General features: G+C 61.8%; 24 protein-coding genes and 1 pseudogene. 15 read left to right on the forward strand and 10 right to left on the reverse strand.

What is annotated here, in order from left to right; translation table 11 throughout:
• Positions 1-39 precede the first annotated feature (39 nt).
• Entirely contained in the window at positions 40-426 is a 387-nt protein-coding gene (locus VJ464_04125) for a hypothetical protein (protein HKQ04295.1), read from the forward strand.
• A 29-nt stretch (positions 427-455) separates the two neighbouring features.
• Here the strand turns inward: VJ464_04125 and VJ464_04130 are convergent, their stop codons facing one another.
• On the reverse strand, positions 456-845 hold the full coding sequence (locus VJ464_04130; protein ID HKQ04296.1) for a hypothetical protein: 390 nt from the start codon (positions 843-845) through the stop codon (positions 456-458).
• Between the two features lie 269 nt (positions 846-1,114).
• Between VJ464_04130 and VJ464_04135 the strand changes: the two genes are divergently transcribed.
• The 5 genes from VJ464_04135 (at position 1,115) to VJ464_04155 (ending at position 5,287) form a co-directional block, all read left to right on the forward strand.
• Positions 1,115-1,867 carry a hypothetical protein gene (locus tag VJ464_04135; protein ID HKQ04297.1) on the forward strand — a complete coding sequence of 251 codons (753 nt, stop codon included), beginning with the start codon at positions 1,115-1,117 and terminating at the stop codon, positions 1,865-1,867.
• A 214-nt stretch (positions 1,868-2,081) separates the two neighbouring features.
• The gene (locus tag VJ464_04140; protein HKQ04298.1) at positions 2,082-2,261 is read left to right on the forward strand and encodes a lysine biosynthesis protein LysW; all 180 of its coding nucleotides are present in this window, start codon (positions 2,082-2,084) and stop codon (positions 2,259-2,261) included.
• 240 nt (positions 2,262-2,501) lie between these two features.
• Positions 2,502-2,906 carry a YkgJ family cysteine cluster protein gene (locus VJ464_04145; protein HKQ04299.1) on the forward strand — a complete coding sequence of 135 codons (405 nt, stop codon included), beginning with the start codon at positions 2,502-2,504 and terminating at the stop codon, positions 2,904-2,906.
• 63 nt (positions 2,907-2,969) lie between these two features.
• Positions 2,970-4,328, forward strand: a complete 1,359-nt coding sequence (gene rsmB / locus VJ464_04150; GenBank protein HKQ04300.1) for a 16S rRNA (cytosine(967)-C(5))-methyltransferase RsmB — start codon at positions 2,970-2,972, stop codon at positions 4,326-4,328.
• Complete coding sequence (locus tag VJ464_04155; GenBank protein HKQ04301.1) at positions 4,325-5,287, forward strand: threonine/serine dehydratase; 963 nt, start codon at positions 4,325-4,327, stop codon at positions 5,285-5,287. The genes rsmB and VJ464_04155 overlap by 4 nt, the downstream gene beginning before the upstream one ends.
• A 9-nt stretch (positions 5,288-5,296) precedes the next feature.
• On the opposite strand, the gene VJ464_04160 is transcribed toward VJ464_04155, so the two are convergent.
• Complete coding sequence (locus VJ464_04160) at positions 5,297-5,542, reverse strand: hypothetical protein (protein ID HKQ04302.1); 246 nt, start codon at positions 5,540-5,542, stop codon at positions 5,297-5,299.
• A gap of 282 nt (positions 5,543-5,824) precedes the next feature.
• Here VJ464_04160 and selD point away from each other — a divergent pair.
• Positions 5,825-6,805, forward strand: a pseudogene (selD, locus tag VJ464_04165) (selenide, water dikinase SelD).
• 42 nt (positions 6,806-6,847) lie between these two features.
• Here the strand turns inward: selD and VJ464_04170 are convergent.
• The gene (locus VJ464_04170; protein ID HKQ04303.1) at positions 6,848-7,696 is read right to left on the reverse strand and encodes an LLM class flavin-dependent oxidoreductase; all 849 of its coding nucleotides are present in this window, start codon (positions 7,694-7,696) and stop codon (positions 6,848-6,850) included.
• Between the two features lie 141 nt (positions 7,697-7,837).
• Between VJ464_04170 and VJ464_04175 the strand changes: the two genes are divergently transcribed.
• Positions 7,838-8,839 carry a YafY family protein gene (locus tag VJ464_04175; GenBank protein ID HKQ04304.1) on the forward strand — a complete coding sequence of 334 codons (1,002 nt, stop codon included), beginning with the start codon at positions 7,838-7,840 and terminating at the stop codon, positions 8,837-8,839.
• 7 nt (positions 8,840-8,846) lie between these two features.
• Here the strand turns inward: VJ464_04175 and VJ464_04180 are convergent, their stop codons facing one another.
• The 3 genes from VJ464_04180 to recF form a co-directional block, all read right to left on the reverse strand.
• Positions 8,847-9,545, reverse strand: a complete 699-nt coding sequence (locus tag VJ464_04180) for a hypothetical protein (GenBank protein HKQ04305.1) — start codon at positions 9,543-9,545, stop codon at positions 8,847-8,849.
• Between the two features lie 140 nt (positions 9,546-9,685).
• On the reverse strand, positions 9,686-12,115 hold the full coding sequence (gene gyrB, locus VJ464_04185; protein ID HKQ04306.1) for a DNA topoisomerase (ATP-hydrolyzing) subunit B: 2,430 nt from the start codon (positions 12,113-12,115) through the stop codon (positions 9,686-9,688).
• A 10-nt stretch (positions 12,116-12,125) separates the two neighbouring features.
• On the reverse strand, positions 12,126-13,406 hold the full coding sequence (recF, locus tag VJ464_04190) for a DNA replication and repair protein RecF (GenBank protein HKQ04307.1): 1,281 nt from the start codon (positions 13,404-13,406) through the stop codon (positions 12,126-12,128).
• Positions 13,407-13,740: 334 nt separating this feature from the next.
• Between recF and VJ464_04195 the strand changes: the two genes are divergently transcribed.
• Positions 13,741-14,133, forward strand: a complete 393-nt coding sequence (locus VJ464_04195; GenBank protein ID HKQ04308.1) for a response regulator — start codon at positions 13,741-13,743, stop codon at positions 14,131-14,133.
• A 118-nt stretch (positions 14,134-14,251) separates the two neighbouring features.
• On the opposite strand, the gene VJ464_04200 is transcribed toward VJ464_04195, so the two are convergent.
• Positions 14,252-15,202: a hypothetical protein gene (locus tag VJ464_04200; GenBank protein ID HKQ04309.1), complete on the reverse strand. Its 951-nt coding sequence runs from the start codon at positions 15,200-15,202 to the stop codon at positions 14,252-14,254.
• Between the two features lie 273 nt (positions 15,203-15,475).
• Between VJ464_04200 and VJ464_04205 the strand changes: the two genes are divergently transcribed.
• The 3 genes from VJ464_04205 to VJ464_04215 all read left to right on the forward strand — a co-directional run bounded on the left by VJ464_04205 (position 15,476) and on the right by VJ464_04215 (position 19,763).
• Positions 15,476-17,488, forward strand: coding sequence for a tetratricopeptide repeat protein (locus tag VJ464_04205; GenBank protein ID HKQ04310.1), 2,013 nt, complete (start codon positions 15,476-15,478; stop codon positions 17,486-17,488).
• Between the two features lie 64 nt (positions 17,489-17,552).
• The gene (locus VJ464_04210; protein ID HKQ04311.1) at positions 17,553-18,416 is read left to right on the forward strand and encodes a 3-hydroxybutyryl-CoA dehydrogenase; all 864 of its coding nucleotides are present in this window, start codon (positions 17,553-17,555) and stop codon (positions 18,414-18,416) included.
• Positions 18,417-18,581: 165 nt separating this feature from the next.
• Positions 18,582-19,763 carry a tetratricopeptide repeat protein gene (locus VJ464_04215; GenBank protein ID HKQ04312.1) on the forward strand — a complete coding sequence of 394 codons (1,182 nt, stop codon included), beginning with the start codon at positions 18,582-18,584 and terminating at the stop codon, positions 19,761-19,763.
• Positions 19,764-19,872: 109 nt separating this feature from the next.
• Here VJ464_04215 and VJ464_04220 read toward each other — a convergent pair whose 3' ends face one another.
• The 3 genes from VJ464_04220 to VJ464_04230 all read right to left on the reverse strand — a co-directional run bounded on the left by VJ464_04220 (position 19,873) and on the right by VJ464_04230 (position 21,882).
• Positions 19,873-20,133: a hypothetical protein gene (locus VJ464_04220; GenBank protein ID HKQ04313.1), complete on the reverse strand. Its 261-nt coding sequence runs from the start codon at positions 20,131-20,133 to the stop codon at positions 19,873-19,875.
• A 253-nt stretch (positions 20,134-20,386) separates the two neighbouring features.
• Positions 20,387-20,653 carry a zinc ribbon domain-containing protein gene (locus tag VJ464_04225; protein HKQ04314.1) on the reverse strand — a complete coding sequence of 89 codons (267 nt, stop codon included), beginning with the start codon at positions 20,651-20,653 and terminating at the stop codon, positions 20,387-20,389.
• A 215-nt stretch (positions 20,654-20,868) separates the two neighbouring features.
• Positions 20,869-21,882, reverse strand: a complete 1,014-nt coding sequence (locus VJ464_04230) for an abhydrolase domain-containing 18 (GenBank protein HKQ04315.1) — start codon at positions 21,880-21,882, stop codon at positions 20,869-20,871.
• 39 nt (positions 21,883-21,921) lie between these two features.
• Between VJ464_04230 and VJ464_04235 the strand changes: the two genes are divergently transcribed.
• The 3 genes from VJ464_04235 to VJ464_04245 all read left to right on the forward strand — a co-directional run bounded on the left by VJ464_04235 (position 21,922) and on the right by VJ464_04245 (position 24,768).
• Positions 21,922-22,356, forward strand: coding sequence for a hypothetical protein (locus tag VJ464_04235; GenBank protein HKQ04316.1), 435 nt, complete (start codon positions 21,922-21,924; stop codon positions 22,354-22,356).
• A gap of 203 nt (positions 22,357-22,559) precedes the next feature.
• On the forward strand, positions 22,560-22,949 hold the full coding sequence (locus VJ464_04240; GenBank protein ID HKQ04317.1) for a response regulator: 390 nt from the start codon (positions 22,560-22,562) through the stop codon (positions 22,947-22,949).
• Positions 22,950-22,995: 46 nt separating this feature from the next.
• On the forward strand, positions 22,996-24,768 hold the full coding sequence (locus tag VJ464_04245) for an SLC13 family permease (GenBank protein ID HKQ04318.1): 1,773 nt from the start codon (positions 22,996-22,998) through the stop codon (positions 24,766-24,768).
• Positions 24,769-24,817 lie beyond the last annotated feature (49 nt).

Genomic DNA, 24,817 nt, shown 5'->3' on the forward strand with positions numbered 1-24,817 from the left:
GGTTGACAAGCGCGGGCCTCAGCGTTACTCATGAGAGGTATGAGGGCTGGGCCAACCGAAGACCTGCAACAAAGAGTGATTGAATTTGCCAGAGCGACCGAAGCGCCGCCGGAATCGTTTATGATGCGGCGCTTCTCACTCGACGACCCGGATCAAGTGCAATCGATCATTGATGGCATGACGCTGTCGCTGATCAGCTTCTGCTATCACCGCCATCCGCGCGGCGAGAATGTTCACGAAATCATGGAAAAGCTCGATTCGGTCGCCCCCGGTACGCCGGAGGCTGCCGAGATGGAACGCCGCGCCGACGATGCGGCGGCCATGCAGATTCCCTTCATCGTGACCCTCAACCGCCTTCTCGAAGAGTACTACGACCTGCGCCATCAACTGGAAGTGGCGCCGCGGGCGGAGAAGCTGGCAAAGTAGCCTCGCCGTGGCGCGTTCAGCCCTGGCGACTATTCGTCGTTATCGTTATCGTCGCCGTCGTCGCCGGCTTCCGCATCACCGGGCGCCAGCCCCTTGATTTCGGCAGAGATTTCGGCGCGCCGCTGTTTGGCCAGTTTCATAATCAACGACAGGTGTTTGCGGGCGCGGCGCGCGGCGGCCTTGTTGCCTTTCTGTCGAAAGGTCATGTTTTCGGCGGCAAAGCGGCCCACTTCGATCAGCAGTTGCCCGGTGGTGCTGCCCTGTGCGCGGCGGTCGAAGAGGCGGCGGTCACGCCCGCTGCGGCGTTCGGCCATGCCGGGCGGCGGGCCGATGTCGGCCTGGCGACGGTCTTCGCCGGCGCGGCGATCCTGGCCACGGCGCTCGGTAGTCGTGATGTTGAACGGCTTTTCGTCTGCCATCTCATTCTCCAATCCCAAGAGCATTCAGTGATCCTAAAGCGATGAAACTCCACTCGAATAACTGGGTGATGTCCGGGGGCCTAAAACTGATTGGCACGCGCTAGTCTAGCACAGACGGGGCAGGTTTCAAGCGTTTCAATGCATAAAGCCGCGGCGACGCGCCGCCTGCGTCGTGACGATAATTCTTTTGCCCGGCCTCACATTTTCCGCATGTTTTGCCATCGGCTTGCGTCTTTTCATAACAGAGGAACTTTGCGGGAGGTCTGAATATGCCACGCAACCGCTTATCACTTGCCCTCGGAATTTCGCTCAGCCTGCTGGTTGCGCTAGCCGCGCCGGCGTCGGCACAGCATCGCGCCGGCCAGCCGCAAGCCGGCCGCGCGCCTTTTATCAAAGCGTTCGTGATTGACGAAAGACTCTCGGCGTTGCGCCAGGAAGCCGACTTGCACGCCCCGGTCCTAAAACGCCTGCGCATCGGGCGGGCGGTCTACGTCATGTCTGCGAGAAGCGGCCCGCCGGCCTTTTATCGCGTCGCGGTGACGCGGCGAACGCGTGGCTGGATTCATCAAGGCGCGGTGATGCTGCCGGGCCGCGCCGGCGAAGACGAGCGCATGATCCGAGTCATTGAAGAAACCGGCGACGGCCTGGATCGCCTGGCGCTGTGCCGGCTTTTCCTTGAGCGCTTCGGCCATTCGCGCCTGGTGCCGCGCGCCCTGCTGCTTATGGGCGAAGAGGCCGAGCGCGCCGCCACGACGCTCAGCCAGCATGCGCGCCGCCGGCTGAAGACATTGGATGACGCGCGCGCCACGACAGAGGCTGAAGATTATTACCTGAGCGATCCCGGCCTTGATCGCTACAGCCGTTTGCGCATCGCCTTCCGCTTTGATGGCGCGCAAGCGCACTACGCATATGATGGCCAGGGCTACCGCGAGATCATTCGCCGTTTTCCGCAGAGCAAGGAAGCCGAGACAGCGCGCCACCACCTCGAAAACCTTGAACCGCACCTGGCGAAGGAGAAATAAGACGACGCGGCGACGCGGAGACGCGGCGAGGGAGAGCGGCTGCCGCTTTGCTCGACCATCCCTCTTTCTCCGCGTCGCCGTGTCACCGTGTCGCCGCGTCTCTCTTCCGGCGGTGTTCTTGCAAATCCGCCGCGTTTAGGTTTAGATTTTTTAGGTTGTACGAATCAGCGCGGTCGTGGAAGGCACGCGCGACGATTACGGAGGAAGAAAGGCGATGCCAAGAGGAACGTGCCCCGAATGCGAGGCCGAGGTTCAGGTGGACGAAGACACCGATAAGGGCGACACGGTCGAGTGTGATGACTGCGGCACGCAGTTAGAAGTTGTCGGGCTCGATCCCATCGAACTAGACGTGGCTGCTGTCGAAGAAGAAGAAGAGGAATGGGACGAAACCTAATCTTAGGCGGCGGGCGACCATCCGCACTTTGAGCCGAACCAAAGAGCCACCCCGGCGGGGTGGCTCTTTCAATTATGCAGGGCGCGGTCGCTGATGATGGATGGCGCGGCGATCATCTCGTTGGCGATCCCCTTGTCTCAAGGGCGCGCTTGAGCAGCGATGGTTTTCGCGCCGCCGACGGCGCGTGCTAGAATACAGGCCGCATCAACACACGTTCTTAATTTCAAAGGCACGCGATCTATGACCACAGGGGTTCCGAATAAGGGCGCGAAGAAAAATGGCCGCGAGCTACGCGTCCTCTTCAACTGCTTAAAATGTCCCGCTTATTGCTGTAGCTATGACCGCATCGAAGTCACGCGCCGTGACGTTGCGCGACTCGCCCGGCATTTCGACGTCACCTACGAAGAGGCCGAGCGCCGTTATACCAAGATGGCGTACGGCGACCGCGTCTTGCGCCATCAAAAGGATCACATCTTTAAGCGGGTTTGCCAGTTCCTCGACCTCGAAGAGCGCCGCTGCACGATCTACCACGCCCGGCCAGGCGTCTGCCGCGAATACCCCGACAGCAAGCGCTGTGGCTATTACGACTTTCTCGCATCCGAGCGCCGCCGCCAGCAGGACGACGAATTCATCCCGTCGGCGTGAAGTGATCGGCGCTGAAATCATCCCGACGCCACGCGCCCGCTTCGGTGGCCTGAGTAACATCGCGTGAATCGCCAAGCCAGCCACCCTGCCGTCAGCCCCGCGCGCCGCGCCGCCTTCGACATCCTGCGGCGCGTCTATGCCGAAGACGCTTACGCCGCGCCGCTCATCGCCGCGCTGCCGCAGACGACGCTCGCGGGCGATGACCGCCGGCTGGCGCAAGAGCTGACGCTTGGCGTGCTGCGCTGGCAAAGTGCGCTGGATTACTTTATTGAGCGTTACAGCGGGCGGCCTCTCAAGAAGCTTGATCTGGCGGTGTTGATCGCCCTGCGCCTGGGACTTTATCAATTGCGCTTCCTGTCGCGTGTGCCGGCATCGGCGGCGGTCAATGAATCGGTCAACCTCGTGAAGCGCGCCCGCGCCGCGAGCGCAGCAGGAATGGTCAATGCCGTCTTGCGCCGCGCCGCCCGCCAGTTGGACGAGTTGCCGGGCGCAAGCATCGATGAACCGCTTGAGCGATTCGCGGTCGAGACTTCGCACCCGCGCTGGCTGCTCGGAAGGTGGATCGCCGCTTTCGGCGAAGAGGAAGCGCGCCACCTTGCCCTCGCCAATAATCAGCCGCCGCCTCTCGCTTTTCGCGTCAACACGCGGCGCGCCGCGGTGGATGAAGTCATTGCCGCTCTGCAAAGCACAGGGCTGCGCTTGCGCCCATCAAGCATGGCGCGCGACGCTTTCGTGGTCGAGGCCGGGCAGGCAGCGACGCTGGCGCAAGCGGCGGAAAGTGGCGAGATTTACATTCAGGACGAGGCGTCGCAGATGGTGTCGTTGCTGCTCGATCCACAAAGCGGCGAGCGCATTCTCGACCTGTGCGCCGCGCCCGGCTCGAAGTCGTCTCACCTGGCGGCGCTCGCCGGCGCGAGCGGCTGGGTGATGGCTTGCGACATTCACCCGCACCGGCTGGCGACGCTTGCGGCGACCTGCAAGCGGCTGGGCATCGAATCAATCGCGCCAGTGGCGCTCGACGCGACACGCGAGCTGCCGCTGCTCGACGGCGCGCCATTGTTTGATCGCCTTCTGATCGACGCCCCGTGTTCGGGCACAGGCACCTTGCGGCGCAACCCTGAGATTAAGTGGCGGCTCGCCGCAAGCGACCTCGCGCGGCTCGCCGGTGTGCAGCTTGATTTGCTGCGGCGGGCGACCGTCACGCTCAAGCAAGGCGGGCGGCTGGTCTATTCAACCTGCTCGATAGAGCGCGAAGAGAACGAAGCGGTAATTCACAGCTTTCTTGAAAGCGGCGCGCCGTTCCGCGTCGTTGCGCCAACCGCGCCTGCCGCATTGCTGACCGGCGAAGGCTTCGTGCGGACGTTCCCGCATCGCGATGGCGCCGACGGTTTCTTTGCCGCCGTCCTGGAAAAGACGAGATGACCGAACAAGTGACCCTCGATGACATACGCCGCGCCGCCGAGCGCATCAAGGCGGGCGTGCGGCGCACGCCGCTTGAACGCTCCGGCTGGCTATCAAGCGAGCTGAACGCAGAGGTGATGTTGAAGCTCGAATGCTGGCAACTGACCGGCTCGTTCAAGCTGCGCGGCGCGATGGCCAGGCTCTCAGGGCTGACCGAAGCAGAGCGCCGGCGCGGCGTGCTGACGGTGTCGGCGGGCAATCACGGGCTGGCGGTGGCGCACTGTGCCGCCGCGCTCAAGCTCGACGTCCGCATCGTTGTGCCGCGCTCGGCGTCGCGCGCCAAAGTCGAAGCCATTCGCCGCTACCCGGTGACGCTGGTCGAGTGTGGCGAAACTTACGACGAGGCCGAGCGCGCCGCTCGTCGCATGGAAGGCGAATCCGCCGCCGTCTTCGTTTCGCCTTACAACGATCCGCAGGTGATTGCCGGGCAAGGCACAGTGGCGCTTGAGATTCTCGAAGACGCGCCCGACGTTGAAGCCATCGTGGTTCCGGTCGGCGGCGGCGGATTGATCGCCGGCGTGGCGATTGCCGTCAAGGCCCTCCACCCGCACGTCAAAGTCTACGGCGCGGAGCCGGCGACGACGCCGACGATGAGCGCCGCGCTTGCCGCAGGTCAGATTGTCGAGATTGTTGAAGAAGAGACGGTCGCCGATGGCCTGGCCGGTAACATCGAGCCCGACTCGATGACTTTCCCGATCACTCGCGATTTGATTGACGATATGATTGTCATTGATGAAGCCGCGATCCGTCGCGCCATCGCCCGTGTCGCCCGCGAAGACCACCTGATGGTCGAAGGGTCTGCCGCCGTCAGCATCGCGGCGCTCAAGGATGCGCGCTTACAAGGCCAGCGCGTCGCCGCCATTGTCACGGGCCGCAACATCACGCTCGACCTGTTCACGAAGATCGTAGCCAGCGCTTAAAGATGAGATTCAGTGGCGCGCCATCCGTGTGCGCCGCGCGCCGGTGAAGAAGACGTAGACCGGGTTCTCGCTGTCGCCGAGCCGCGCCGCCGACCAGACGAAGCGCTCGTCGGCGGCATGTGCCAGGACTTGGCCTTTTTCGGCAAAGCCATCGTCGTCGGTCTCTAGCACCGCGACGGCTACCCACTCGTCGGGGAAAGAACGTTTGATTTCTTTGATGGAAATAACCGCAGACCCATGTCCGAAAAAGCTCACGACGACCTCCGAGATTCGCAGGGCTAACGTATAGAAGGGTTCGGGGTCAACCTTGTCGCCAACGGAATCCTGTTGAGGGCTGCTCGGGCTTGAGACGGCGTTTCGGGTGCTGTCTGCCCAACATTGTACCACCTGCTGTCAAGACCTAGGTCGGTAATTTTGCGAGCGCGATGGCACGCGGCGCGATTTGTTTCTACAATGCAGGTGAGGCGCAATGATTCGAAGGGAGCAGGTATGCGATTGACCGAGATGGTCTCGTGCGCGGGTTGAGCGGCTAAGCTCGCGCCGAGCGAGCTCGCTCAGGTTCTGAGCGGGCTGAACATTCCACAATCTGCAAAGGTGCTGGTTGGCATCGAGACTGCCGACGACGCCGGAGTCTACCTGCTGCGCGATGATCTGGCGCTGGTGCAGACCGTAGATTTCTTCACGCCCATCGTTGACGACCCATATGATTACGGGCGCATCGCGGCGCTCAACTCGATCAACGATGTCTGGGCGATGGGCGGCACGCCGCTGACGGCGCTCGCTGTCACCTGCTTTCCAAAGAAAGGCGTTGACTTCGAGATTCTCGCCGAGATCATGCGCGGCGGATTGGATGTGCTGACGGAAAACGGTGTCGCCTTGCTCGGCGGTCACAGCGTCGATAACCCGCAGATCATGTTCGGTTACGCGGTGACCGGCACGATTGACCCGCGACAGGTGATGACCAATCGCGGCGCGCGACCGGGTGATGCGCTGATCCTGACCAAGCCCATCGGCACGGGCGTGATTTCGACCGGCATCAAATTCGAAAAAGCGCCGCCTGAGGTCGCCGCCGCGTCGCTTGCGACGATGTTGCGGGCGGGCCGTCGCGCCGCCGACGTGATGCGTGAATTCGGCGTCAAAGGCGCAACCGACATCACGGGCTTCGGCCTGCTCGGCCACGCCTGGGAGATGGCTAGCGGCAGCAACGTGACTATCGAGATCGAAGCGGCGCGCGTGCCGCTCATCCGCGGCGCTTACGAGCTAGCCGAGCAGGGATTGTTGACCAGCGGCGACCGCAGCAATCGTCAGTACGTCGGCGGCAACATTGACTTGAGCGAAAGCCTCAACAAGCCAATGGCCAGCCTGCTCTTCGATCCGCAGACCGCCGGCGGATTGCTGATCGCCATTGACGCGACGCGCGCCGAAACCATGCTGGCGCGGCTGCGCGAGACCTACACCGACGCGGCAATCATCGGAGGCGTGATGACGCGCGGCACCCACGCTCTCATAGTCAGATAATCCGACCCTCAAGTTGTCAGATAATCCGATCTTCAATTAGCATCATTCCACCCGCGGCGGCCCCTGGCGAACGCGGGCTCGCAATTTCGCTTCACTACTGGCCCAGCCTTCTTCCATCCACCAGGTTGCGCCGGCTTCGATATAAGGGCGCACGGTTTCGACGGCCCGCTTGCGGCTCTTGTTGCCGGTCGAGCCGCCCGCGAGGATATCGTATGGCCTCGTCGCCGTGCGGTGCTCGTCAACGTAAGCCTTGATCGTGCGGACCTCGTCTACGGTCAGGCTGCCGTCGGCAGGTGACCCGCCATAGCGTTGCGCAATCAGTCCGTCCCATTGCAACGCCCGCCGCATGGATTTCTCTTTCGGCCAGACGCCGACGACCCAGATAGGCACACGCGGCACTTGCACAGGCGGCGGCAGCATGGACATCTTGTCAATGTGATAATGCTCGCCCGCATAACTGAATGGCTTGCCGCTCCAGAGGCCCGCGAGAATGTCGAGGCTTTCATCGAGCAAGCGGGCGCGGGTCTTCAAATCCGTCGCCTCGCCGACTTTGAAAAAGCCGCCGTCGTGATCTGCCGCGCCGAGGCCGACCGATAAGATCATCCGTCCCTTCGACAGGTGATCGAGCGTTGCCACTTCGCGCGCCAGCTTCCACGGGCGGCGGCGCGATGGCGGCGTCAGCAACGTGCCGATGCGAATGCGCTCGGTGCGCACGGCCATAGCAGCCAGCACCACCCACGGATCGAACCACGGCATATCAGGAAAATGGTCTGTGCCCATAGCCATCGCGTCGGCCACAAAGACGCCGTCCCAGCCGGCGGCCTCGGCCTCGCAAGCCAGATCAACCAGGTCGCACGCATTGCCCAGTGAAAGCACGATTCCATATCGCATACACGCCTCCTTACTTGTCACTGAAAGAGTCTCCTGCTGGTCAGTGCAAAAAGAGCATGCGCCTGCAAAGCTGACATCCTTTGTCATATTTCTGTGATAAAGTGGTCGGCGTTTCGAAATGATGTGAAGAGGTAACGAGCGATGCGTGCGGATCGGCTGCTTTCGATCATGTTGTTGCTTCAGGTTCACCGGCGGGTGACGGCGCGCGAGCTGGCGGCGCGTCTGGAAGTCAGCCAGCGGACGATTCACCGCGACATGGAAGCGCTCGGCATGGCGGGCGTGCCGGTGGTCGCCGAGCGCGGCAGCAATGGCGGCTGGTCGCTCATGGAAGAGTACCGCACCAACCTGACGGGCTTGAGCAAAGACGAAGCGCAGGCGCTCTTTCTGATCCAGCCGGCGCGGTTGCTGGCCGACCTGGGATTGGGCAAGGCGGCAGACGCGGCGTTGATCAAGCTGCTTGCGGCGCTGCCGGCCACGCACCGCGACGACGCCGAGTACGCGCGCCAGCGCATCCACGTTGACCTGAGCGGCTGGCACCGCGCCAACGAAGCGATTGCGAGCTTGCCGGTGATTCAGCAAGCGGTCTGGCAGGGGCGGCGACTGCAAGTGGTTTACGAGCGCGGCCCGCACTGTGAAGCGGTCGAGCGCGTCGTTGACCCGCTGGGGCTGGTGGCCAAAGGCAGCGCCTGGTATCTGGTCGCGGCGGCGGAAGGCGTGCCGCGCACCTACCGCGTGTCGCGTGTGACGCAAGCGACGTTGTTGGATGAAGCGTGCGAGCGCCCGAAGGACTTTGACCTGGCGGCGTATTGGGAAGCGTCTACGGCGAGCTTCAAAGCCAACCTGCCGCGTTATGAAGCGCGGCTGCGGGTGGCAGCAGAGGTTTTGCCACGGCTCGCCTTCGCGGGCCGCTTCGCCCGCATTGAACAGACGAGCGCGCCCGCCGCCGATGGCTGGTCGGAAGTGCAGGTGCGTTTCGATGTCGAAGAGATGGCGATTGAGTATGCTTTGAGCTTCGGCCCGCAGGTCGAAGTGATCGCGCCCGCCGCCTTGCGCGATAAAGTAATCGAGATGGCCCGCCGCGTCATTGATTTTTATGTGCAGCCGCCGCGCGCCAAAGGAAAAGCTCAGTACAATAAATCTTAGCCAGCGGTCACTCGTCGTATTCGTCCGAGCCTTGCACCCACATGAACGATTGCAGGTCGATCATGTCCCGCGGCTCTAAGTCCCTAACATCGGCGCGCACGGTTTCGGCAAACGCCAGCATGCTCGCATACGTCTCCCACGAAGGCCGCGACTGGTAATGGAAGTCGAAGCCGTATTCGCGCGCCGCACGGCGCGTCACCATCGGCTTTAAGAAGATGTGCTGATCGGGCCGCGCGATGAATCCGAAGACCGTTGCCAGCGGCCAGGTGAGGACGCGCGTCTGCCGGCGCGGCAGCGCGGCGACGACTTCGCACCAGCGCTCGAACTTGCGCTCGGCGCCGCCCGCGCCGTAGAGAAAATCATAGAGACCTTCGGCAAAGGCGCGCGCGCCCGCCGCCGGTCTCACCGCGTCGCGCAGCGCCATCTTTTCAAATGAGAAGAGCAGGTTGGTGCGCGACTCGACGCGTACGGCGTGCGCCGCGACTTCGGCGAAGCGGCCCGCTTCGAGCAGCGCGCGATAGGCGGCGCGGTCGAGCGATTCATGCCACTGCTCGTGCGCCTGCCACTTGTAGCCGCGCTCCCAGGCAATGTAGGTCTCGTCGCGGAAGCCTTGCGGGAAGAAGCGCAGGAACTTTTGCCGGCAGTGCCGCGCCCCCTCTGTCGGTTGATTGCGCGTCAGGACGGTTGCGGTGTGACGTTTACCCATGTTCGATCTCTGACCTCCTCGCTTTATGGTCACGGCTGGCCGCTTGAGTTGTCAACGCCGCCCGCCGAGTAGACGAAAAGGAAAAGGCCGGGGTGTGATCCCCGGCCTTTCAGGTTTGAGCAGCAGTCGCGCCGTTTGGATTAGATGTCGAGGTTGCGCACGTCGAGCGCGTTGTCTTCGATGAAGCGGCGGCGCGGCTCGACCGCATCGCCCATCAGCACCGTAAACATCTCGTCAGTCTCGACCGCGTCGTTCACCTGGACGTTCAAAATCGTCCGCGTGTCGGGCCTGAGCGTCGTCTCCCACAACTGCTCGGGGTTCATCTCGCCCAGCCCCTTGTAGCGCTGAATCGAAATGTCTTTCTTCGCCGCCGTCATGATGTGGTCGAGCAGCGCGACGCGCGAATTCACCGTCGTTTCGTTGTCGTTTTCGGCAATCACGAACGGCGCGCGGCTGATGGCCTGCAAGTCGCCGAGCAACTGCACCGCCTTCTGAAACTCGACGTGCGTCGCCAGCTCCCAGTCAATGACGATGCGCCCGTTGCCGCGCGACCGCAGCACGACGACTTCATAGGTGCCATGCTCTTCGTCTGTGCCAAGCTCCGTGTCGTAGCTCTCCTTTTCGAGCGCCGCCGCGACACGCTGCAAGAGCTTCTCTTTCTCGAAGACTTCGTGCAGCTTCAGGCCGCCTTCTTTCGACGCCATCACTTCGCCGAACGCCTCGACCACGGTTTCGACCAGCTTGCGGTCATGCAGCCGCCGTTCGAGCTTGTCGAGATAAGCATTCAAATCCGAGAGCTTCTCAAGCGCCTTGCGCAGCTCAGCGCCTTTCAGTTGGGTGCCGGTCGCCTTCACCGTCACGGTGACGTTTTCGGTTGCCTTCTTCATCAGGAACTTTTGCAGGTCGCGCTCGTCGCGCAGGTACTGTTCGCTGCGTCCCTTCTTGATCTTGAACAGCGGCGGCTGCGCGATGTAGACGTGGCCGCGATCAATCAACTCGGGCATCTGCCGGTAGAAGAACGTCAGCAGCAGCGTGCGGATGTGCGAGCCGTCCACGTCGGCGTCGCACAGCAGGATGATGCGGTCATAGCGCAGCTTCGACACGTCGAAATCGTTCTTGCCGATGCCTGTGCCCATGGCCGTGATCATCGTGCGAATCTCTGAGTGCGACAGCATCTTGTCGTAGCGCGCCTTCTCAACGTTGAGGATCTTGCCCTTGAGCGGCAGGATCGCCTGCGTCCGACGGTCGCGTCCCTGCTTGGCCGAGCCGCCTGCCGAATCGCCTTCGACGATGAACAGCTCGCACAGCGCCGGGTCTTTCTCGGAGCAGTCGGCCAGCTTGCCGGGCAGCGCGGCGCTGTCTAATGCGCCCTTGCGCCGCGTCAGGTCGCGCGCCTTGCGCGCCGCCTCGCGGGCGCGCGCCGCTTCAATCGCTTTGGCGATAATCTTGCGCGCCACTGTTGGGTTCTCTTCAAAGTAGCGACCGAGGTTCTCGTTGACGAAGGCTTCGACGACGCCCTTGACGTCCGAGTTCAGCTTGCCCTTGGTCTGTCCTTCAAACTGCGGCTGCGGCAGCTTGACGCTGACAACGGCGACCAGGCCCTCGCGCACATCTTCGGGGGCCAGCTTTTCGTCGTCCTTCTTAAACAGGCCCGCCGACTTCGCATAGTTGTTGATCGTGCGCGTCAGCGCGGCGCGAAAGCCCGTCAGGTGCGTGCCGCCATCCACCGTGTTGATGTTGTTGGCGAACGAGTGGACGATCTCGTTGTAGCTATCGTTGTACTGGATCGCCACTTCGATCCCGGTCGGGTCGCTCTCGGTTCCTTCTCTCTCAAAGTGGATGGGCTGCGTGTGCAGCACGGTCTTGCTCTTGTTCAGGTGCTTGACGAATTCGGCGATGCCGCCGCGGTAGAAGAAGTCGTGCGCCTTCGGCGGCTCGCTGCGCTCATCGATGATGGTGATGCGGATGCCGGAATTCAAAAACGCCTTCTCGCGCAGCCGCTGCGACAGCGTGTCGAAGTTGAAGGTCGTCACCTCGAAGATTTCGGTGTCGGGCTTGAACGAGACTTTCGTGCCACGGCGGCGCGTCTTGCCCGTGAGCTTCAGTTTTTCTTGCGGGATGCCGCGCACATACTCCTGTTCGTAGGTGTTGCCGTCGCGCCAGATTTCCAGGCGCAGCCATTCCGACAGAAAGTTCACCACCGAGACGCCGACGCCGTGCAAGCCGCCCGACACCTTGTAAGCGTTGGTGTCGAACTTGCCGCCGGCGTGCAGCTTGGTCAGCACGACTTCAGCGGCAGAGACCTTCTCCTGCTTGTGGATGTCGACGGGGATGCCGCGCCCGTTGTCGATAACGGTGATCGAATTATCGATGTGAATAAATACTTCGACGCGGTCGCAGTAGCCGGCGAGGGCTTCGTCAATCGAGTTGTCCACGACTTCGTAGACGAGGTGATGCAGGCCCAGCTCGCTGGTCGAGCCGATATACATCGCCGGGCGTTTGCGCACCGCATCACGCCCTTCGAGGACGGTGATCGATGCCGCGCCGTAATCCTGTGCTTGTTTGGTCACACGCTTCTCCTTATTGGTAACTTGCTTTACTGCTCTGCTCATAATCTCCTCTGTCGTCTGCCGGCCCGCGGGCCTCTTCGCGTTCTTTGGTCATTTCGCGCACGGTGCGTTCGAGCTCTTCAAACGCTCCCGGCGCGCTACCTGCGGCAGAGACAGCATTGACGCTGGAGCGGTCGCCGGTCGGCTCGCGCCGCGCCCGCCCACCTTCGACATAAAAGGCCGCCGCGCGGTCACGATAGCGGTTGGCTATCGCCCGACGCGACGTGCTGACGAAGGTTTGCGCGCGCCCTTCGAGGCTAGAAATCAACGCCTCGATACGCCCACGGTCCAGCTCGGCGTCAATGTCATCTATGAGCAAAACGGGGCTTTCTTCGTACACTCTATTATAAATCGAAACCTGCGCTAAATCAAGCAAAAGTAAGGCACTTCGCTGCTGGCCGGCGCTGCCGAAACGGCTGACTTCGCGCGCATCCGCAAGAATCTCCAAATCGTCGCGGTGCGGCCCGATCAAGGCGTGCCCGGCGGCCAGCTCGGCCTGTAAGCGTACGCCCAGGCGCTCGCGGAAGAGTTGCGCAAAGTTATCCAGATCACCTTTGCCTTCGAGCTGTGAGCGATAGCGCACGTTGAGGCGCTCGGCGGCAAAGATCGCCCGCCCGTAATCGTTCTCGGCCAGCACGCGATTCAAGCGCGCGACGTAATCGAGGCGCGCGTCGTGGAGCGCCGCGCCATATTCGATCAGCTCTTCGTTCCAGGCTTCGACCTGGGCGACAAAGGCCGCCGGCTGCTCGCTTTCCGAGGCGGCGGCGAGCAGCTTGTTCTTTTGCTTGAGGATGTGGTTGTACTGCGCGATGGTGTTCAGGTAGCCGGGCGTTGTGGTGACGATGCCGCGGTCGAGAAAGCGCCGGCGCTCTAACGGTTCGCCGCGAATCACGTCCATCTCTTCGAGCGAGAAGACGAAAACGTCGAGGTTGCCGAGATAGCGCGTGACCGCTTCGCGCTTGCCGTTGACGTACAGCTCTTTGGTGGCGTCGGTGAGCGCCAGTTGAATCTGCTTGCTGACCGAGCCGCGCACGATGGTGCCGCGCAGCAAGGCTTGCGGCGCGTCAAAGCGCACGCACTCGCGCAGTTGCGAGGTGCGAAAGGATTTCGTGCTGCCGAGGACGTAGATGGCTTCGAGCCAGTTGGTCTTGCCCTGCGCGTTGTCGCCGTAAAAGATGTTGAGTCCGGGGCCAAACTCACCCAGGCCCTCGAGATTGCGAAAGCCGGTGGCTTCAAGGCGCGTGAGCAGCATACTGGAATTTTATCACAGCGCCGCCAGCGCGTCATCGCGGTAGACAGCCTTCGTCACTTGGCCTATAATCGGACGCGCCCTTTAAGGTTGTGTCACTTTGAGTACGGAGAAAGCAAAGTGGGCAACCCGGATCACGTCCGCCTCACGGACGGATTACAGCAGATCAATGACCGACGCCAGCGCCTTGCTGATTCGCGCTGTGGCGAAGGTCTATTCGCTCCTGAAACGACCGGCCGCACACCTGCCGCTGCCGCATTCTCGCTTCAACGGTTCGCCCGACTCAGCTCTACAGTTGATTACTCCCCCATCATGCCCGTAGAGAGGATTTGCGCACGTGACCGAAAAAATACTGGTAGTAGACGACAGCAACGACACGCTTGAAATGATGACCAAGTTGTTAGAGATGGAATCCTTTAACGTCGTCACGGCGGCGGACGGGCGTGCCGGCTTCGACACGGCGAAGGCCGAGCGCCCGGACATCATCATCACAGACATCCATATGCCGATCCTTAATGGCATCGAGATGATTCGCCTGCTGCGCGGCGAAGTCGAATTCACCCGCGTGCCGATCATGGCGATCACCGCTTATGGCCCGGCGGTCGCCAAAGAGGCGATTGCCGCCGGCGCCGACCATGCGGCGACCAAGCCGATAGATTTCGACTCGTTGATCCGCGGCATCCGCCAGTTGCTCGGCTCCGCCAAGAGCGAGGCAAACGGCACGGCCTGAGGGCGCTAGCGAAACCCGCGCACGCGGGCCGGACCTTCCGCCTTGTCTGTCAAAATCAATGGCCCGCCGCGATCCACTCGCGGCGGGCCATCATTCCACGAACTATCCCTGTGAAGGATTAGCGCAGAATCTGAGCCAGCACTTCCATCGGCACATTGCCGGTAACGCGCACGTCAATGTCGTTGCCGGTGATCGTAATCGACTTGAGCGCCGTGACGAGCGGCGCCATCTTCGGATCGTTTGACGCGCCGAGGAAGCCACGCGCCATCTCCAGCAAGCCAGTGAGCTGCGTGGTCAGGGCGCGCGCATGCTCGACCGTGTCATTGCGCAGCGTGGCGTTGAGGTCAACGCCGTTGGTCACGTCAACGCCGCCAAAGATCATCTTGATCGAGCTGAAATCGCCCATCGGCCCGGTCGGCAGCTTGCCGGCAATTGATGACATCTCCAGGGCGAAGCGCACCGCGCCGGTGGTCGTCGCGAGCGCTTCGGTTAATTTGGCGTTCTGCGCGATGCTGGCGCGGCTGCCGGTCTTCACGTCTATGGCCGCGCGCACCGAAGTGGGCGTGCCGGCGACCGCCGTAGTGGCATCGAGAAAAGCGAAGCCGCCCGCCTCATTCGGCTTGCTCGCCTTCTGGTTGACCGACTCGACTTTGAACACCTCGACGCCCTTGTAGGTCTCCGAGGTGAGCTTTATCTTTTCGTCGGCGCGCAGCCGCGCCAGCAAGGCGCTCTGATTGAGCCGGCCCGAGACGGCGACCGCCGGGTTGTTGGTGTTGCCATTGGCAAACGACACGGCGACCGTCTGCACGTCGCTGAGGCTGATGCCGGCTTCGCTCAGCTCCGATTGAATCTTCTCGAAGGCAGCGCGGAACTTCTCCTGCCCCGACAGCATGCCCCACAACTGGCTTGAGGTGATGCGCTGCACGTCAATCAACAACACGGCGTTGCCATCCGGCAGCGCGTTGAGCAGCTCGGCGCCGCCTTGCCCGGCGACTCGCGCCGCTGACGAACGGACGCCCGCGCTCACGGCGAACGCCAGCATGATGGCTACAAAAACGACTCTCTTCATGACTCTTTCTCTCCTGTGGTTATCATACATTGCGAATTCGCTCCGCGCCGCCCGGCGCGATCTCTTCTTCGGGCGCATATGCAAATAACGAGCGCCGCCGGTCCCGAGTTTAGGTTAAATTGTCCGGCTCGAAAACCGTGTATCCAGTGAAGCCATCTTGCGCGCGCCTCGACGGGTTGCTTAGAATTCCTCTTACCGCGCGGAAGCTCCCTTCACACCGAGTAATACGCAGACGGTAGCCCGGCGAATGCAATTTATTGAACACAGGCTTTCATGCAAAAAAAGAATCCATCGGCTCGACGTTCCGGCGCGGCGGGCGTGTCGGCGAAATCAGCCGCCGCCCGCGCCCCTGAAGCGCCGCCGCCACTTTCATTCATTAACCGGTTGAGGACTTCCCCGCGCCCTCTGCTGGTATGGCTTCCGCTGGCGCTGGCGTTGCTGGCCTCGCTCGTGGCGCTGGCCAACGACTTTGCTTGCGATGACGCGCCGCAAATCCTTAAAAACCCGCTACTCAAGAGTCTCACCAATTTGCCGGCGGCTTTCACGGCGGGCGTGTGGCGGTTCGCGCCACCCGATATCGCCGCCGTTACGCAATCCTACTACCGTCCGCTGTTCAATGCCTGGCTGATGATCAGCAACGCGCTGTTTGGCGAAAGACCCTGGGGCTGGCACTTGCTCGCGCTGCTGCTGCACGCGGCGGCGACCGGGATGGTCTATGTCGTCGTCCGCGAGCTGTTCGAACGCCGCCGGCTGGCGCTCGTCGCCGCCTGCCTGTTCGCCGTCCTGCCGGTTCATGCCGAAGCCGTCGCCTGGGTATCGGGCAGCGCCGCCGTGCTGATGGCGCTGCTGCTGTTTACGGCGCTGGCGTTTTACCTGCGCTATCGCAAGTCAGGCAAACCTCATCAACTCGCGCTGACGCTGGCGTTTTACCTGTTGGCGCTTTGGGGCATGGAAGCGGCGCTGGCCTTTCCGCTCGTCGTCGCTTACCTGGAACTGACGCCGCCGCGCCAATCCGCGTCAGGCAAAGGGCGCGGCGTGAGCTTCACGATGCTCGGCGCGGGGCTACTGCTGGTGACGGCGGTTTACGCGTTGATGCGTTACCTCGCCAACGGCGCCATCTTTGCGGCGGACGAGACGCGCTTACCGCTCGACGCGGCGCTGCTGACTATGCCGCTGGCCATCATTAAATATCTTGGCTTGCTGCTCTGGCCCTTCGGCTACAGTTATCAACATTACACCTTGCCGGTCACCTCGGTTCTGGATTTCAAGCTGCTCGCGCCGCTGGCGCTGGTCATCGTCCTTGCCGCGGTCGTGGCGCGCTATGGCTCACGCGAGTTGCGCTTTGCCGGCGCGTGGTTCCTGCTGACGCTGCTGCCGGTGCTGCTGGCGATGAGCCGCTTCGAGATCGAGCACCTCGTTCAGGAAAGATATCTCTACCTGCCGTCGCTCGGCTTCTGTCTGGCGCTGGCCGCGGGCATCGAATGGCTGGCCGCGCGCGCCTGGCTCAAGCTGCCGCCCGCGCGGTTGGTCACGGCGCTCGCCGCCGCGCTGATTCTGCTTTATAGCACAGCTTACATTCTGCACAGCCGTCACTGGAGCGACTCGCTCGCCGTCTATCGTCAGGCGGTCGCCGTCGCGCCCGATTCTGCCGCGGCGCATTCGGCGCTGGCCATCGAGCTGGCCGCCACGGGCCGCATCCGCGATGCCGAAGCCAGCGCCCGCCGCGCCGTCGAGCTTGACCCGCAATATGTTGACGGCCGCCTCAAACTCAGCTTCCTGATGCAGCAACAGGGCGGGGTCAACAAAGCGATTGATGAGTTGGAGCAGGCGAAGTCATCTATCGCTCAGACGGCAACCAACCGCAGCAACCTGGCGACGCTCAATCTCAACCTCGGCATGCTCTATTCGCAGAAGCGCGATTACCCAAACGCCATTGACGCCGCGCAGCAATCGCTGGCGTTATGGCCGCGCGCCACCGGTTACTTCTACGCCGCCTTCATGCACTCCCTCGCCAAGCAGTACGAAGCGGCGCTGCCGCTTTACCAGGAAGCCTCGCGCCGCCTGCCGCCCGGCTTCGCGCCGATTCACCTGTCGCTGGGCGACCTCTATGGTCAGTTGGGCCGCTTCGAAGAAGCGCGCGACGAGTATCAGAAGTATCTGGCGCTGGCGCCGCCCGACGCGCCAGAGGTGAAGAGCACCCAGGAACTGCTTAATCGGGTGAACAACCGGCTACAGAATTCCAACTCGGATAAGCCCGCGCCTGAGCCGCCCCGTGGCCGCAAATAAAGTGCTGCGGCGGGCACGGCGGTTGGTTATAATCCTGACGCTCGGCGAGCGCCAAACGATTCTCATGAACAGGAGGAGCAAGGTGAGCAAACTGATCGGCGTCGTCGGCGCCGGAACCATGGGCAACGGTATCGCGCAGGTGGCGGCGCGCGCCGGCTTTGCGGTGATGATGCGCGATGTCAGCGATGATTTTCTTAAGCGCGGGCTGGCGGCTATTGATAAGAGTCTGCAACGCGACGTTGACAAAGCGCGGCTCACGGGCGACGACAAACAACAGATCGTCGCGCGATTGCGCACCACGGTTGACCTCAAAGACCTCGGCGACTGCGACTTCGTCATCGAGGCCATCACCGAAAACTTCGATGCCAAGGCGGAAGTCTTCCGCGCCCTCGACCGTCTCTTGCGCCCCGAAGCCATCCTCGCCAGCAACACCAGCTCGATCTCGATCACACGGCTGGCGGCAATCACCACGCGCCCGGAACGCTTCATTGGCATGCACTTCATGAATCCCGTGCCGGTGATGAAGCTGGTCGAAATCATCCGCGGCCTGGCCACCTCGCAGGCAACCTATGATGCCACGCGCGAGCTGGCCGAAACGATGGGCAAGACCGCGGTCGAAGTCAACGACGCGCCCGGCTTTGTCTCGAACCGCGTCTTGATGCCGATGATCAACGAGGCGGTCTTTGCCCTCTATGAAGGCGTCGGCACGGCAGCGGCAATAGACGAGATCATGAAGCTCGGCATGAATCACCCGATGGGGCCGCTGACGCTCGCCGATTTCATTGGCCTGGATGTTTGCCTCGCCATCATGAATGTGTTATATGATGGCTTCAACGACTCGAAGTACAGGCCGTGCCCACTGCTGAAAAAATATGTGGACGCCGGCTGGCTGGGTCGCAAGACGGGAAAGGGCTTTTACGAATATTAACGGCCCGCTCCCAACGCATTCGTAGAATTGGCCCCCGGAGCCAGTTTCAAGGCGGTCGGGCCAAAGTTGTTAGTCGGGAAAGTGAGTCGCCTGGTTGAAATGATATTCTGTCAACGTTGCACTCAACCGAATTCTTACGCGCGCGAGACCTGCGGGGCGTGTGGCATGAAGCTGATGGTGATCACACCGACGCCGACGCTCTCTGCCTATGGCGGCATCGAAAGTTTGCTGCGCCCGACTATCGAAGAACATCTGCTCGAACGCATCAGCGCGCTCGAAGCCGAGATGCGCGGCGCTCACGAGCGCATCGAGCTGTTGCTTGAGTTGCTGCACCGGCAGGCGACCAGCGGACTCTATGACCACGCCATGCTCGACGCGCTGGTCGAGCACCTGTCGGCGCGCGGCGCGGTCGAAGGTAACGAGTTGGAAACCCTGTGGCGTGACCGCGTCGCCGAGCATTACGAAGAGGTCAGCGAGCAGGAACAGTTCGAGAAGCGCATCGAGCGCATGCTGCAAAGCTTCAACGGCGACAACTTCGATCTCTTCGCGCGCCTGCTCGATACCGGCGCCGATCTCTTCATCGAAGGCAATCCCAAGCGCGGCATTCGTTACTTCGAAAAGGCGCTGTTGCTCGACGCTCTGAACAAAGAGCTGGCGTCGTTCATCGGCGAGCACTTCTTCCGCATCAACAAGCCTGTGCTGGCGCGCGCATACCTGGAGCGCGCCGTCTCAAGCGGCGCCGAAAACTGCCTGGCGCTGCTGATGCTCGGCGTCATCTGCGGCGACGACGGCGACCTCGACTCAGCCAAAGGGCACCTGGGCCGCGCCCTGAAGATCAAGAAGAACTCCTTCACGGCGCACTATGGCATGGGCCGCATTCTGGTCAGCGAAGGCAAGCTGCACGAAGCCATCATGCACTTGAAGCGAGCGCTAAGGCTCAAGCCGACGCCGGAGATGTATTACATCGTCGGGCGCGCTTACCTGGAAGAAGGGCGCACAGAGATCGCCGTGCGTCACCTGCGCCGCTGCGTCGAGATGGACCCGCAGTTCGACGCGGCGCTTTATCACCTGGGGCTGATCTATCTGCGGCAGGACGATCTGACGCTGGCGCAAGAGCACTTCCGCGCCGCCTACGAAATTAACCCCCGCGAATCGCGTTACCGCACGGCGCTGCGTGCGCGCAAGGCCGCCCAGCTCGCGCCGCTGCCGGTCTTCGGGCGCACGGCGGTGGCCAACCGCAAGGTCGTCACCAGCGGCGACGAGCGGTTGGTCGAGCTGTTGCGCAATGATCTGCTTGAACCCGCCCTGGTCGAATCCGAGAGCCGCAAAGGCCATAAGCGCGGCTGAGAAAATCTCGCCATCAAACAAAAAGCAGAAGCGCCGGGGGCTGTCCCATCGCTTCTGCTCCTTGTCCCGCCGTCCGTCTTTTGCTTCCGGCGTTTGTTGTAGACTTCGTTTAATGCGTCGTGATGCTTTCGTGCGAGCGGCTGCCGTTCGGCATGACCAGCACGCTGCGCGTCGTCAGGTCGAATCGCTTCTTGGTGTCTGTCGTCAGGCTATAAACATCAAATCCGAAACTGTCGAGATACATCGCGAGATCGTCGTCCCTGGAAATGTACAGAATCGGCTGGTGCCCGAAGTAGTCTGTGATTTCGAGGAGCCGCTCGATGACCTCAATCGGGGAAAATGTTTTTGCCGGGTCCCGGAAGCTAGCCATCTTTAACTCCTTTCATTCTCCTTTACGTGTCTCAACCACCTTTAGTTTGTTTCACTCAGCAATTAGGATGCCGCCGCCGCGAGTGAAGTTGTTTTTTGTACGATCTGCGGCTACGGAGAGAACGATGCGGGGGCGAGGACTTGCGAACGAGGGCGCGGGGACAAGAACCAGAAGGCCGGCAACAATTACCGGCCCGCTGCGCGAAATGAAGAGTGTCGAGAGAGTGAAATCATAACCATTGGACGTTCAGCCCTCAATCCGCAGAAGTTGCGCTTTCGGCCTTCTTACTGGGCTTTTCAGACTTCGGCGGCTTCTCTACCTTGTCCGACTTAGGAGCGGATTTGCCCGAATAATCGGTCACATACCAGCCGCCGCCTTTCAGTTGGAAGCTGGTGCGCGAAACGATCTTTTCCAGCTTGCCGCGACACTTGGCGCAACGCTTGAGCGGCGCGTCCGACACTTTCTGCATGACCTCAAGGTGCGAGCCGCACTTTTCGCAGACGTACTCATAAATCGGCATAGCGTCGCATTACCTCCAGACAATTCTCGCAACAGCAGTCCAATTCTAACACGCAGGCATGGCCGCTACAAGACTTGACGCATGACGGCGAAAGCCGGCCCGCTGCGCATTTTTCCAAAATGCGCAGGCCGCTCGTCGGCGGACGCGCGAGAAACCATCAATGATTTGTCTTGCTTCAGTTCAGCGCGGATTCATAATCGTGCGCCCGGCGCGGCTCACAGGTGCTTGCTGAAGAAGCTCAAGGCGAGATAGCCGAAGTAGAACTTGAACGGCGTTTTGCCCATGGTGTAGTGGCCCCAGGGCACCAGGCGGCGCTCGTAGGCGAGGCCGTGGCGCTCGCACTCTTCAAACAACAGGCGCGACAGCGACGGCGGGAACGACAGGTCATAGCGCGCCGAAATAAACAGGCCGTGGCGCGGGTTGCGCATCAGCTTTTCAATATAAGCGTTCGGGCTGACGGCCAGCCAGACGCGCCGCACCTCGTCGCGCGTCAGCGCCGTTTCCAGGCTGCGCCGCACATGCGACGTGCTGATGCCTTCCCAGACAACGTCGCCGAAATAGCTCGATACGTGATTATAAGCGCCGACCCGCAGCCGCTCGTCATGCACGAAGGCCAGAAACGCAATGCACGAGCCGATGCTCGTCCCGGTTATGCCGATGCGCTCGTAGCCCTGCTCGATCAGCCAGTCCACCGCGCCGCGCACATCGAGCACCGCCTGCCGGCAGGCTTGCAGCGTGCGGCCCACATTGGCGCTGACCATATAGTCTGCGCGCACCAGCCCCTCCGGCGTGCGGCGGTCGTGATAGGGCAGGCTCAAGCGCAGGGCGGCGACGTTGATGCGGTTGAGCAGCGCGCAAAGCCCGACATGGCTTTCGGCGTCGGCGTTCCATTGCGGCAGCACGATAACGGCGCGACGGCGGGCGCGCTCGGCATCGCTCGCCGCCGCGGTGTTGACGCGCGCCACCACAGGAAAGTAGCGCGCATGCACCGTGTTGTTTCGGGCATAAGGCGAGCGCACATGGCTTGGGAACTTCAACCATTCGCCGTCAAAAACGAACTCATGCACCGGCGGCGCGGTAAAGAAGTGGTCGCTTTCACTGAGCGCCCGCTCGTTGAGCGCAAAGAGCAGATCGCGCGCCGCCCGCCCATTGCCTTGATGGCGACGGGCGGGCGGCGCGTCGAGATGCTCGCCCAGATGGTCGAGCCCCCAGTCGAAGGGGATCGCCATGCGATTGACGTCTCTCCGCGACAGTTTGCGTTCCCAGCGATGAATCACGTGCCGCAACATAATGGCTCACTTCGCAGGACAAGGAAGACGCCTATTGTAGAGAACTGCGGCGACGCACTCAAGCAGCGCTGCGTCTTTAAATGGCAGATCGTCGCGTTTTACAACTTTTTTCACAGGATTGAAAATTTTTTGCAAGAATCCGGCGCGCTTTCGCGTCTATTAGGTATAGAGGGCGAAAACGTGATGATCTCTGCAATCAGCAATCCCCCCGAAGGCGCGCCGCTGATGGTCTGCGTCTACGACTGCGCGTTGGACTGCGGCCAGCCGGATAATGAGCTGGCGCCGATCTGCTTCCGGCTCGGCTGCGCATTTGCCGAAGCGCGCTGGCAGACGGCGCTTGCCAAGAATGCTGACCTTGCGCAGCTCGTCCACCTCCAGGTGAATCAAGATTGTCCCACCTTACGCCACAGATAGCTCGCCCGACTCGCGCTTGAACCCGAGGACCGCCATTACCTGAGCGATTCATCTCCTGGCACTTCTCTTGCCCTTCTAAACGCTGCGAGCAGCAATCGCACGGGCGAGCGTGTTAAAAACGAACAACGGAGACCTGGCTTGTCCGCGGCTTGCACGAAAAGCTTGCAATCAGCCGGGGCACCAAGAGGGCTTAGATAAGCGATATGGCGAAATCAAAAGAAAAGATTCTAGTCATCGAAGACGACGAATACTCGCGCGACGCGCTGGCGCATCTGCTAGCCGCCGAGGGCTACGAAGCGCAATCGGCGAGCGATGGCGAGAGCGGTCTCAAGAAAGCGCACGAAACGCAACCGGACGTCATCGTCCTCGATTTGAATCTGCCGGGCATTGACGGCAAGGCGGTCATCAAGATGATTCGTAACGATGGGCCGCTCGCCGATGTGCCGATCCTCGTCGTCACTGGCGACGAAGACCACGCCGCGCGGTCAGCGGTCGCTCTGGGCGCTGATGGCTTTCTGACCAAGCCCGTCGAGTTCGACGACCTCATCCGCGCGATTGATGACCTGAAGGCCGGGGCGCATCGCGCCGCCTGAGTGGCGGAAGTTTGTTTGAAACCAATATGAGAGGTTGACCGTCCGAGTGGCAATCGCAATCGTTCTCGCCGTCCTCATCATTGCCGTCATCTTGTTCGTTACCGAAGCGCTGCCGATTGATCTGGTGGCGGTGCTGATGCTGCTCGGGCTGACGCTAACCCGCGTGCTCGATGTCAAAGAGGGGCTGTCGGGATTCAGCGACCCGGCGGTGATGACCATCGCCGGCTTCTTCGTCATCTCGGCGGCCCTGTTCAACACCGGCGTTGTCGAAGCCATCGGGCGGCACATCCATCGAGTCTCCGGCTCCAACAAAATAATTTTCCTCGGCGTGTTGATGCTGGCGGCGGCGGCGCTGGCTTCGTTCCTGAGCAACGTCGTCACCACGGCGGTGTTGATGCCGGCGGTCTTTGCCATCGCCCGCCGTTTGAAAGAGCCTGTGTCGAAGTTCCTGATGCCGCTGTCGTTCGCCGCGGTGCTGGGCGGCAAATGCACGCTCGTCGGCTCGTCAACCAATCTGGCGGTCAACGGCCTGCTGTCGTCAAATTATGATAAGTACCACATCGAGCCGTTCACCTTATTCGACTTTGCGCCCGTAGGCATTCCGCTGGTCATCGTCGGCCTCATCTACCTGCTGACGGTCGGCACACGATTGCTGCCGAAGCACAACGCCGAAGAGTTCGAAGAAGAGTTCGCGCCCAAGGAATTCGTCACCGAAGTGGTGATCGCGCCGGAGTCGCCGCTCGCCGAAAAGACGCTCGCCGAAACCGACTTCCGCGGAACCTACGACCTGCAAGTTCTCGGCATCGTGCGCAGCGGCGAGCGATTATTGCCGCAGCGCGACTCGCGGCTGGCAACCGGCGACACGCTGCTCGTCAAAGGCAAGCTCGATCAGATTCTCAGCATCAAAGACGCGCAGGGCTTAGAGATCAAAAGCGACCACACGCCGTACCGCCCCGACGAGCAGACCGACACGGCAATCGTCGAAGCCATCCTTTCGCCGAACTCGGCCTTCGCCGGGCGCACGCTGAAAGGCATGCGCTTCGGCTCGCGCTATCACGCGGACGTGCTGGCGATCTACCGCCACGAGCGCGCCCTGCACGAAAAACTGAGCGGCATTCGCCTGGCCTTCGGTGACGTGCTGGTGATCCAGGGCAGCGCCGAAAACATCGACCAGTTGCGCGAAGACCCGAATTTCCTGACGCTCGAAGATGTCGAGCATACGCCGCTGCGCCGCAACAAAGCCTTTCTCGCCGTCGGCATCTTCGTGCTGTCGGCCATCATCGCCGGCTTCGGCATTGCGCCGATTGCGCTGGTGGCGCTGGCGGCGGCGGCGGCGATGATCCTGACGCGCTGCATCACGATCAAAGAGGCTTACGACCGCGTCGAGTGGACGGCGATTGTCTTGATTGCGGCGACCATCCCGCTCGGCATTGCGATGGAGAAGACCGGCGCGGCGATGATGCTGGCCAACTACGTGACGCGCTATTTCGGCTTCGGCGGGCCGCTGCTGGTGCTGGCGGCTTTCTTCCTCTTCACGATCATTCTGACGCAGCCGATGGCCAACGCCGCCTGCGCGCTGATGATCGCGCCCATCGCCATCAACGTCGCCAACCAGATCGGCGCCAACCCGCGCGCTTACGCGATGGCCATCGCGATTGCCGCGAGTTGCACCTTCCCGACGCCGCTTGAGCCGGTGACCGCCATCGTCTATGGTCCCGGCAAGTACCGCTTCTCGGATTACGTCAAAGTCGGCGGCCTGCTGACGCTCATTGTAATGATCGTCACCCTCATCGTCATTCATCTGCGCTGGGGAATATGAAGAAATGATGAATGATAAATAATGAATGATGAATTAAAGAGAGCCTGCG

The sequence above is a fragment of the Blastocatellia bacterium genome (assembly GCA_035275065.1).
Classification (GTDB): Bacteria; Acidobacteriota; Blastocatellia; order UBA7656; family UBA7656; genus DATENM01.

Excerpts from the sequence above, each read along its gene's own strand:
- VJ464_04140 (HKQ04298.1), top strand. The coding sequence starts at position 2,082 with ATGCCAAGAGGAACGTGCCCCGAATGCGAGGCCGAGGTTCAGGTGGAC.
- VJ464_04170 (HKQ04303.1), bottom strand. The coding sequence starts at position 7,696 with ATGCGATATGGAATCGTGCTTTCACTGGGCAATGCGTGCGACCTGGTT.
- VJ464_04205 (HKQ04310.1), top strand. The coding sequence starts at position 15,476 with ATGCAAAAAAAGAATCCATCGGCTCGACGTTCCGGCGCGGCGGGCGTG.
- VJ464_04235 (HKQ04316.1), top strand. The coding sequence starts at position 21,922 with ATGAATCACGTGCCGCAACATAATGGCTCACTTCGCAGGACAAGGAAG.
- VJ464_04240 (HKQ04317.1), top strand. The coding sequence starts at position 22,560 with ATGGCGAAATCAAAAGAAAAGATTCTAGTCATCGAAGACGACGAATAC.
- VJ464_04175 (HKQ04304.1), top strand. The coding sequence starts at position 7,838 with ATGCGTGCGGATCGGCTGCTTTCGATCATGTTGTTGCTTCAGGTTCAC.
- recF (HKQ04307.1), bottom strand. The coding sequence starts at position 13,406 with ATGCTGCTCACGCGCCTTGAAGCCACCGGCTTTCGCAATCTCGAGGGC.
- VJ464_04125 (HKQ04295.1), top strand. The coding sequence starts at position 40 with ATGAGGGCTGGGCCAACCGAAGACCTGCAACAAAGAGTGATTGAATTT.
- VJ464_04230 (HKQ04315.1), bottom strand. The coding sequence starts at position 21,882 with ATGGCGATCCCCTTCGACTGGGGGCTCGACCATCTGGGCGAGCATCTC.
- VJ464_04220 (HKQ04313.1), bottom strand. The coding sequence starts at position 20,133 with ATGGCTAGCTTCCGGGACCCGGCAAAAACATTTTCCCCGATTGAGGTC.
- VJ464_04180 (HKQ04305.1), bottom strand. The coding sequence starts at position 9,545 with ATGGGTAAACGTCACACCGCAACCGTCCTGACGCGCAATCAACCGACA.
- VJ464_04135 (HKQ04297.1), top strand. The coding sequence starts at position 1,115 with ATGCCACGCAACCGCTTATCACTTGCCCTCGGAATTTCGCTCAGCCTG.
- VJ464_04145 (HKQ04299.1), top strand. The coding sequence starts at position 2,502 with ATGACCACAGGGGTTCCGAATAAGGGCGCGAAGAAAAATGGCCGCGAG.
- VJ464_04130 (HKQ04296.1), bottom strand. The coding sequence starts at position 845 with ATGGCAGACGAAAAGCCGTTCAACATCACGACTACCGAGCGCCGTGGC.
- VJ464_04210 (HKQ04311.1), top strand. The coding sequence starts at position 17,553 with ATGAACAGGAGGAGCAAGGTGAGCAAACTGATCGGCGTCGTCGGCGCC.
- VJ464_04225 (HKQ04314.1), bottom strand. The coding sequence starts at position 20,653 with ATGCCGATTTATGAGTACGTCTGCGAAAAGTGCGGCTCGCACCTTGAG.
- VJ464_04215 (HKQ04312.1), top strand. The coding sequence starts at position 18,582 with ATGAAGCTGATGGTGATCACACCGACGCCGACGCTCTCTGCCTATGGC.
- VJ464_04200 (HKQ04309.1), bottom strand. The coding sequence starts at position 15,202 with ATGAAGAGAGTCGTTTTTGTAGCCATCATGCTGGCGTTCGCCGTGAGC.
- VJ464_04155 (HKQ04301.1), top strand. The coding sequence starts at position 4,325 with ATGACCGAACAAGTGACCCTCGATGACATACGCCGCGCCGCCGAGCGC.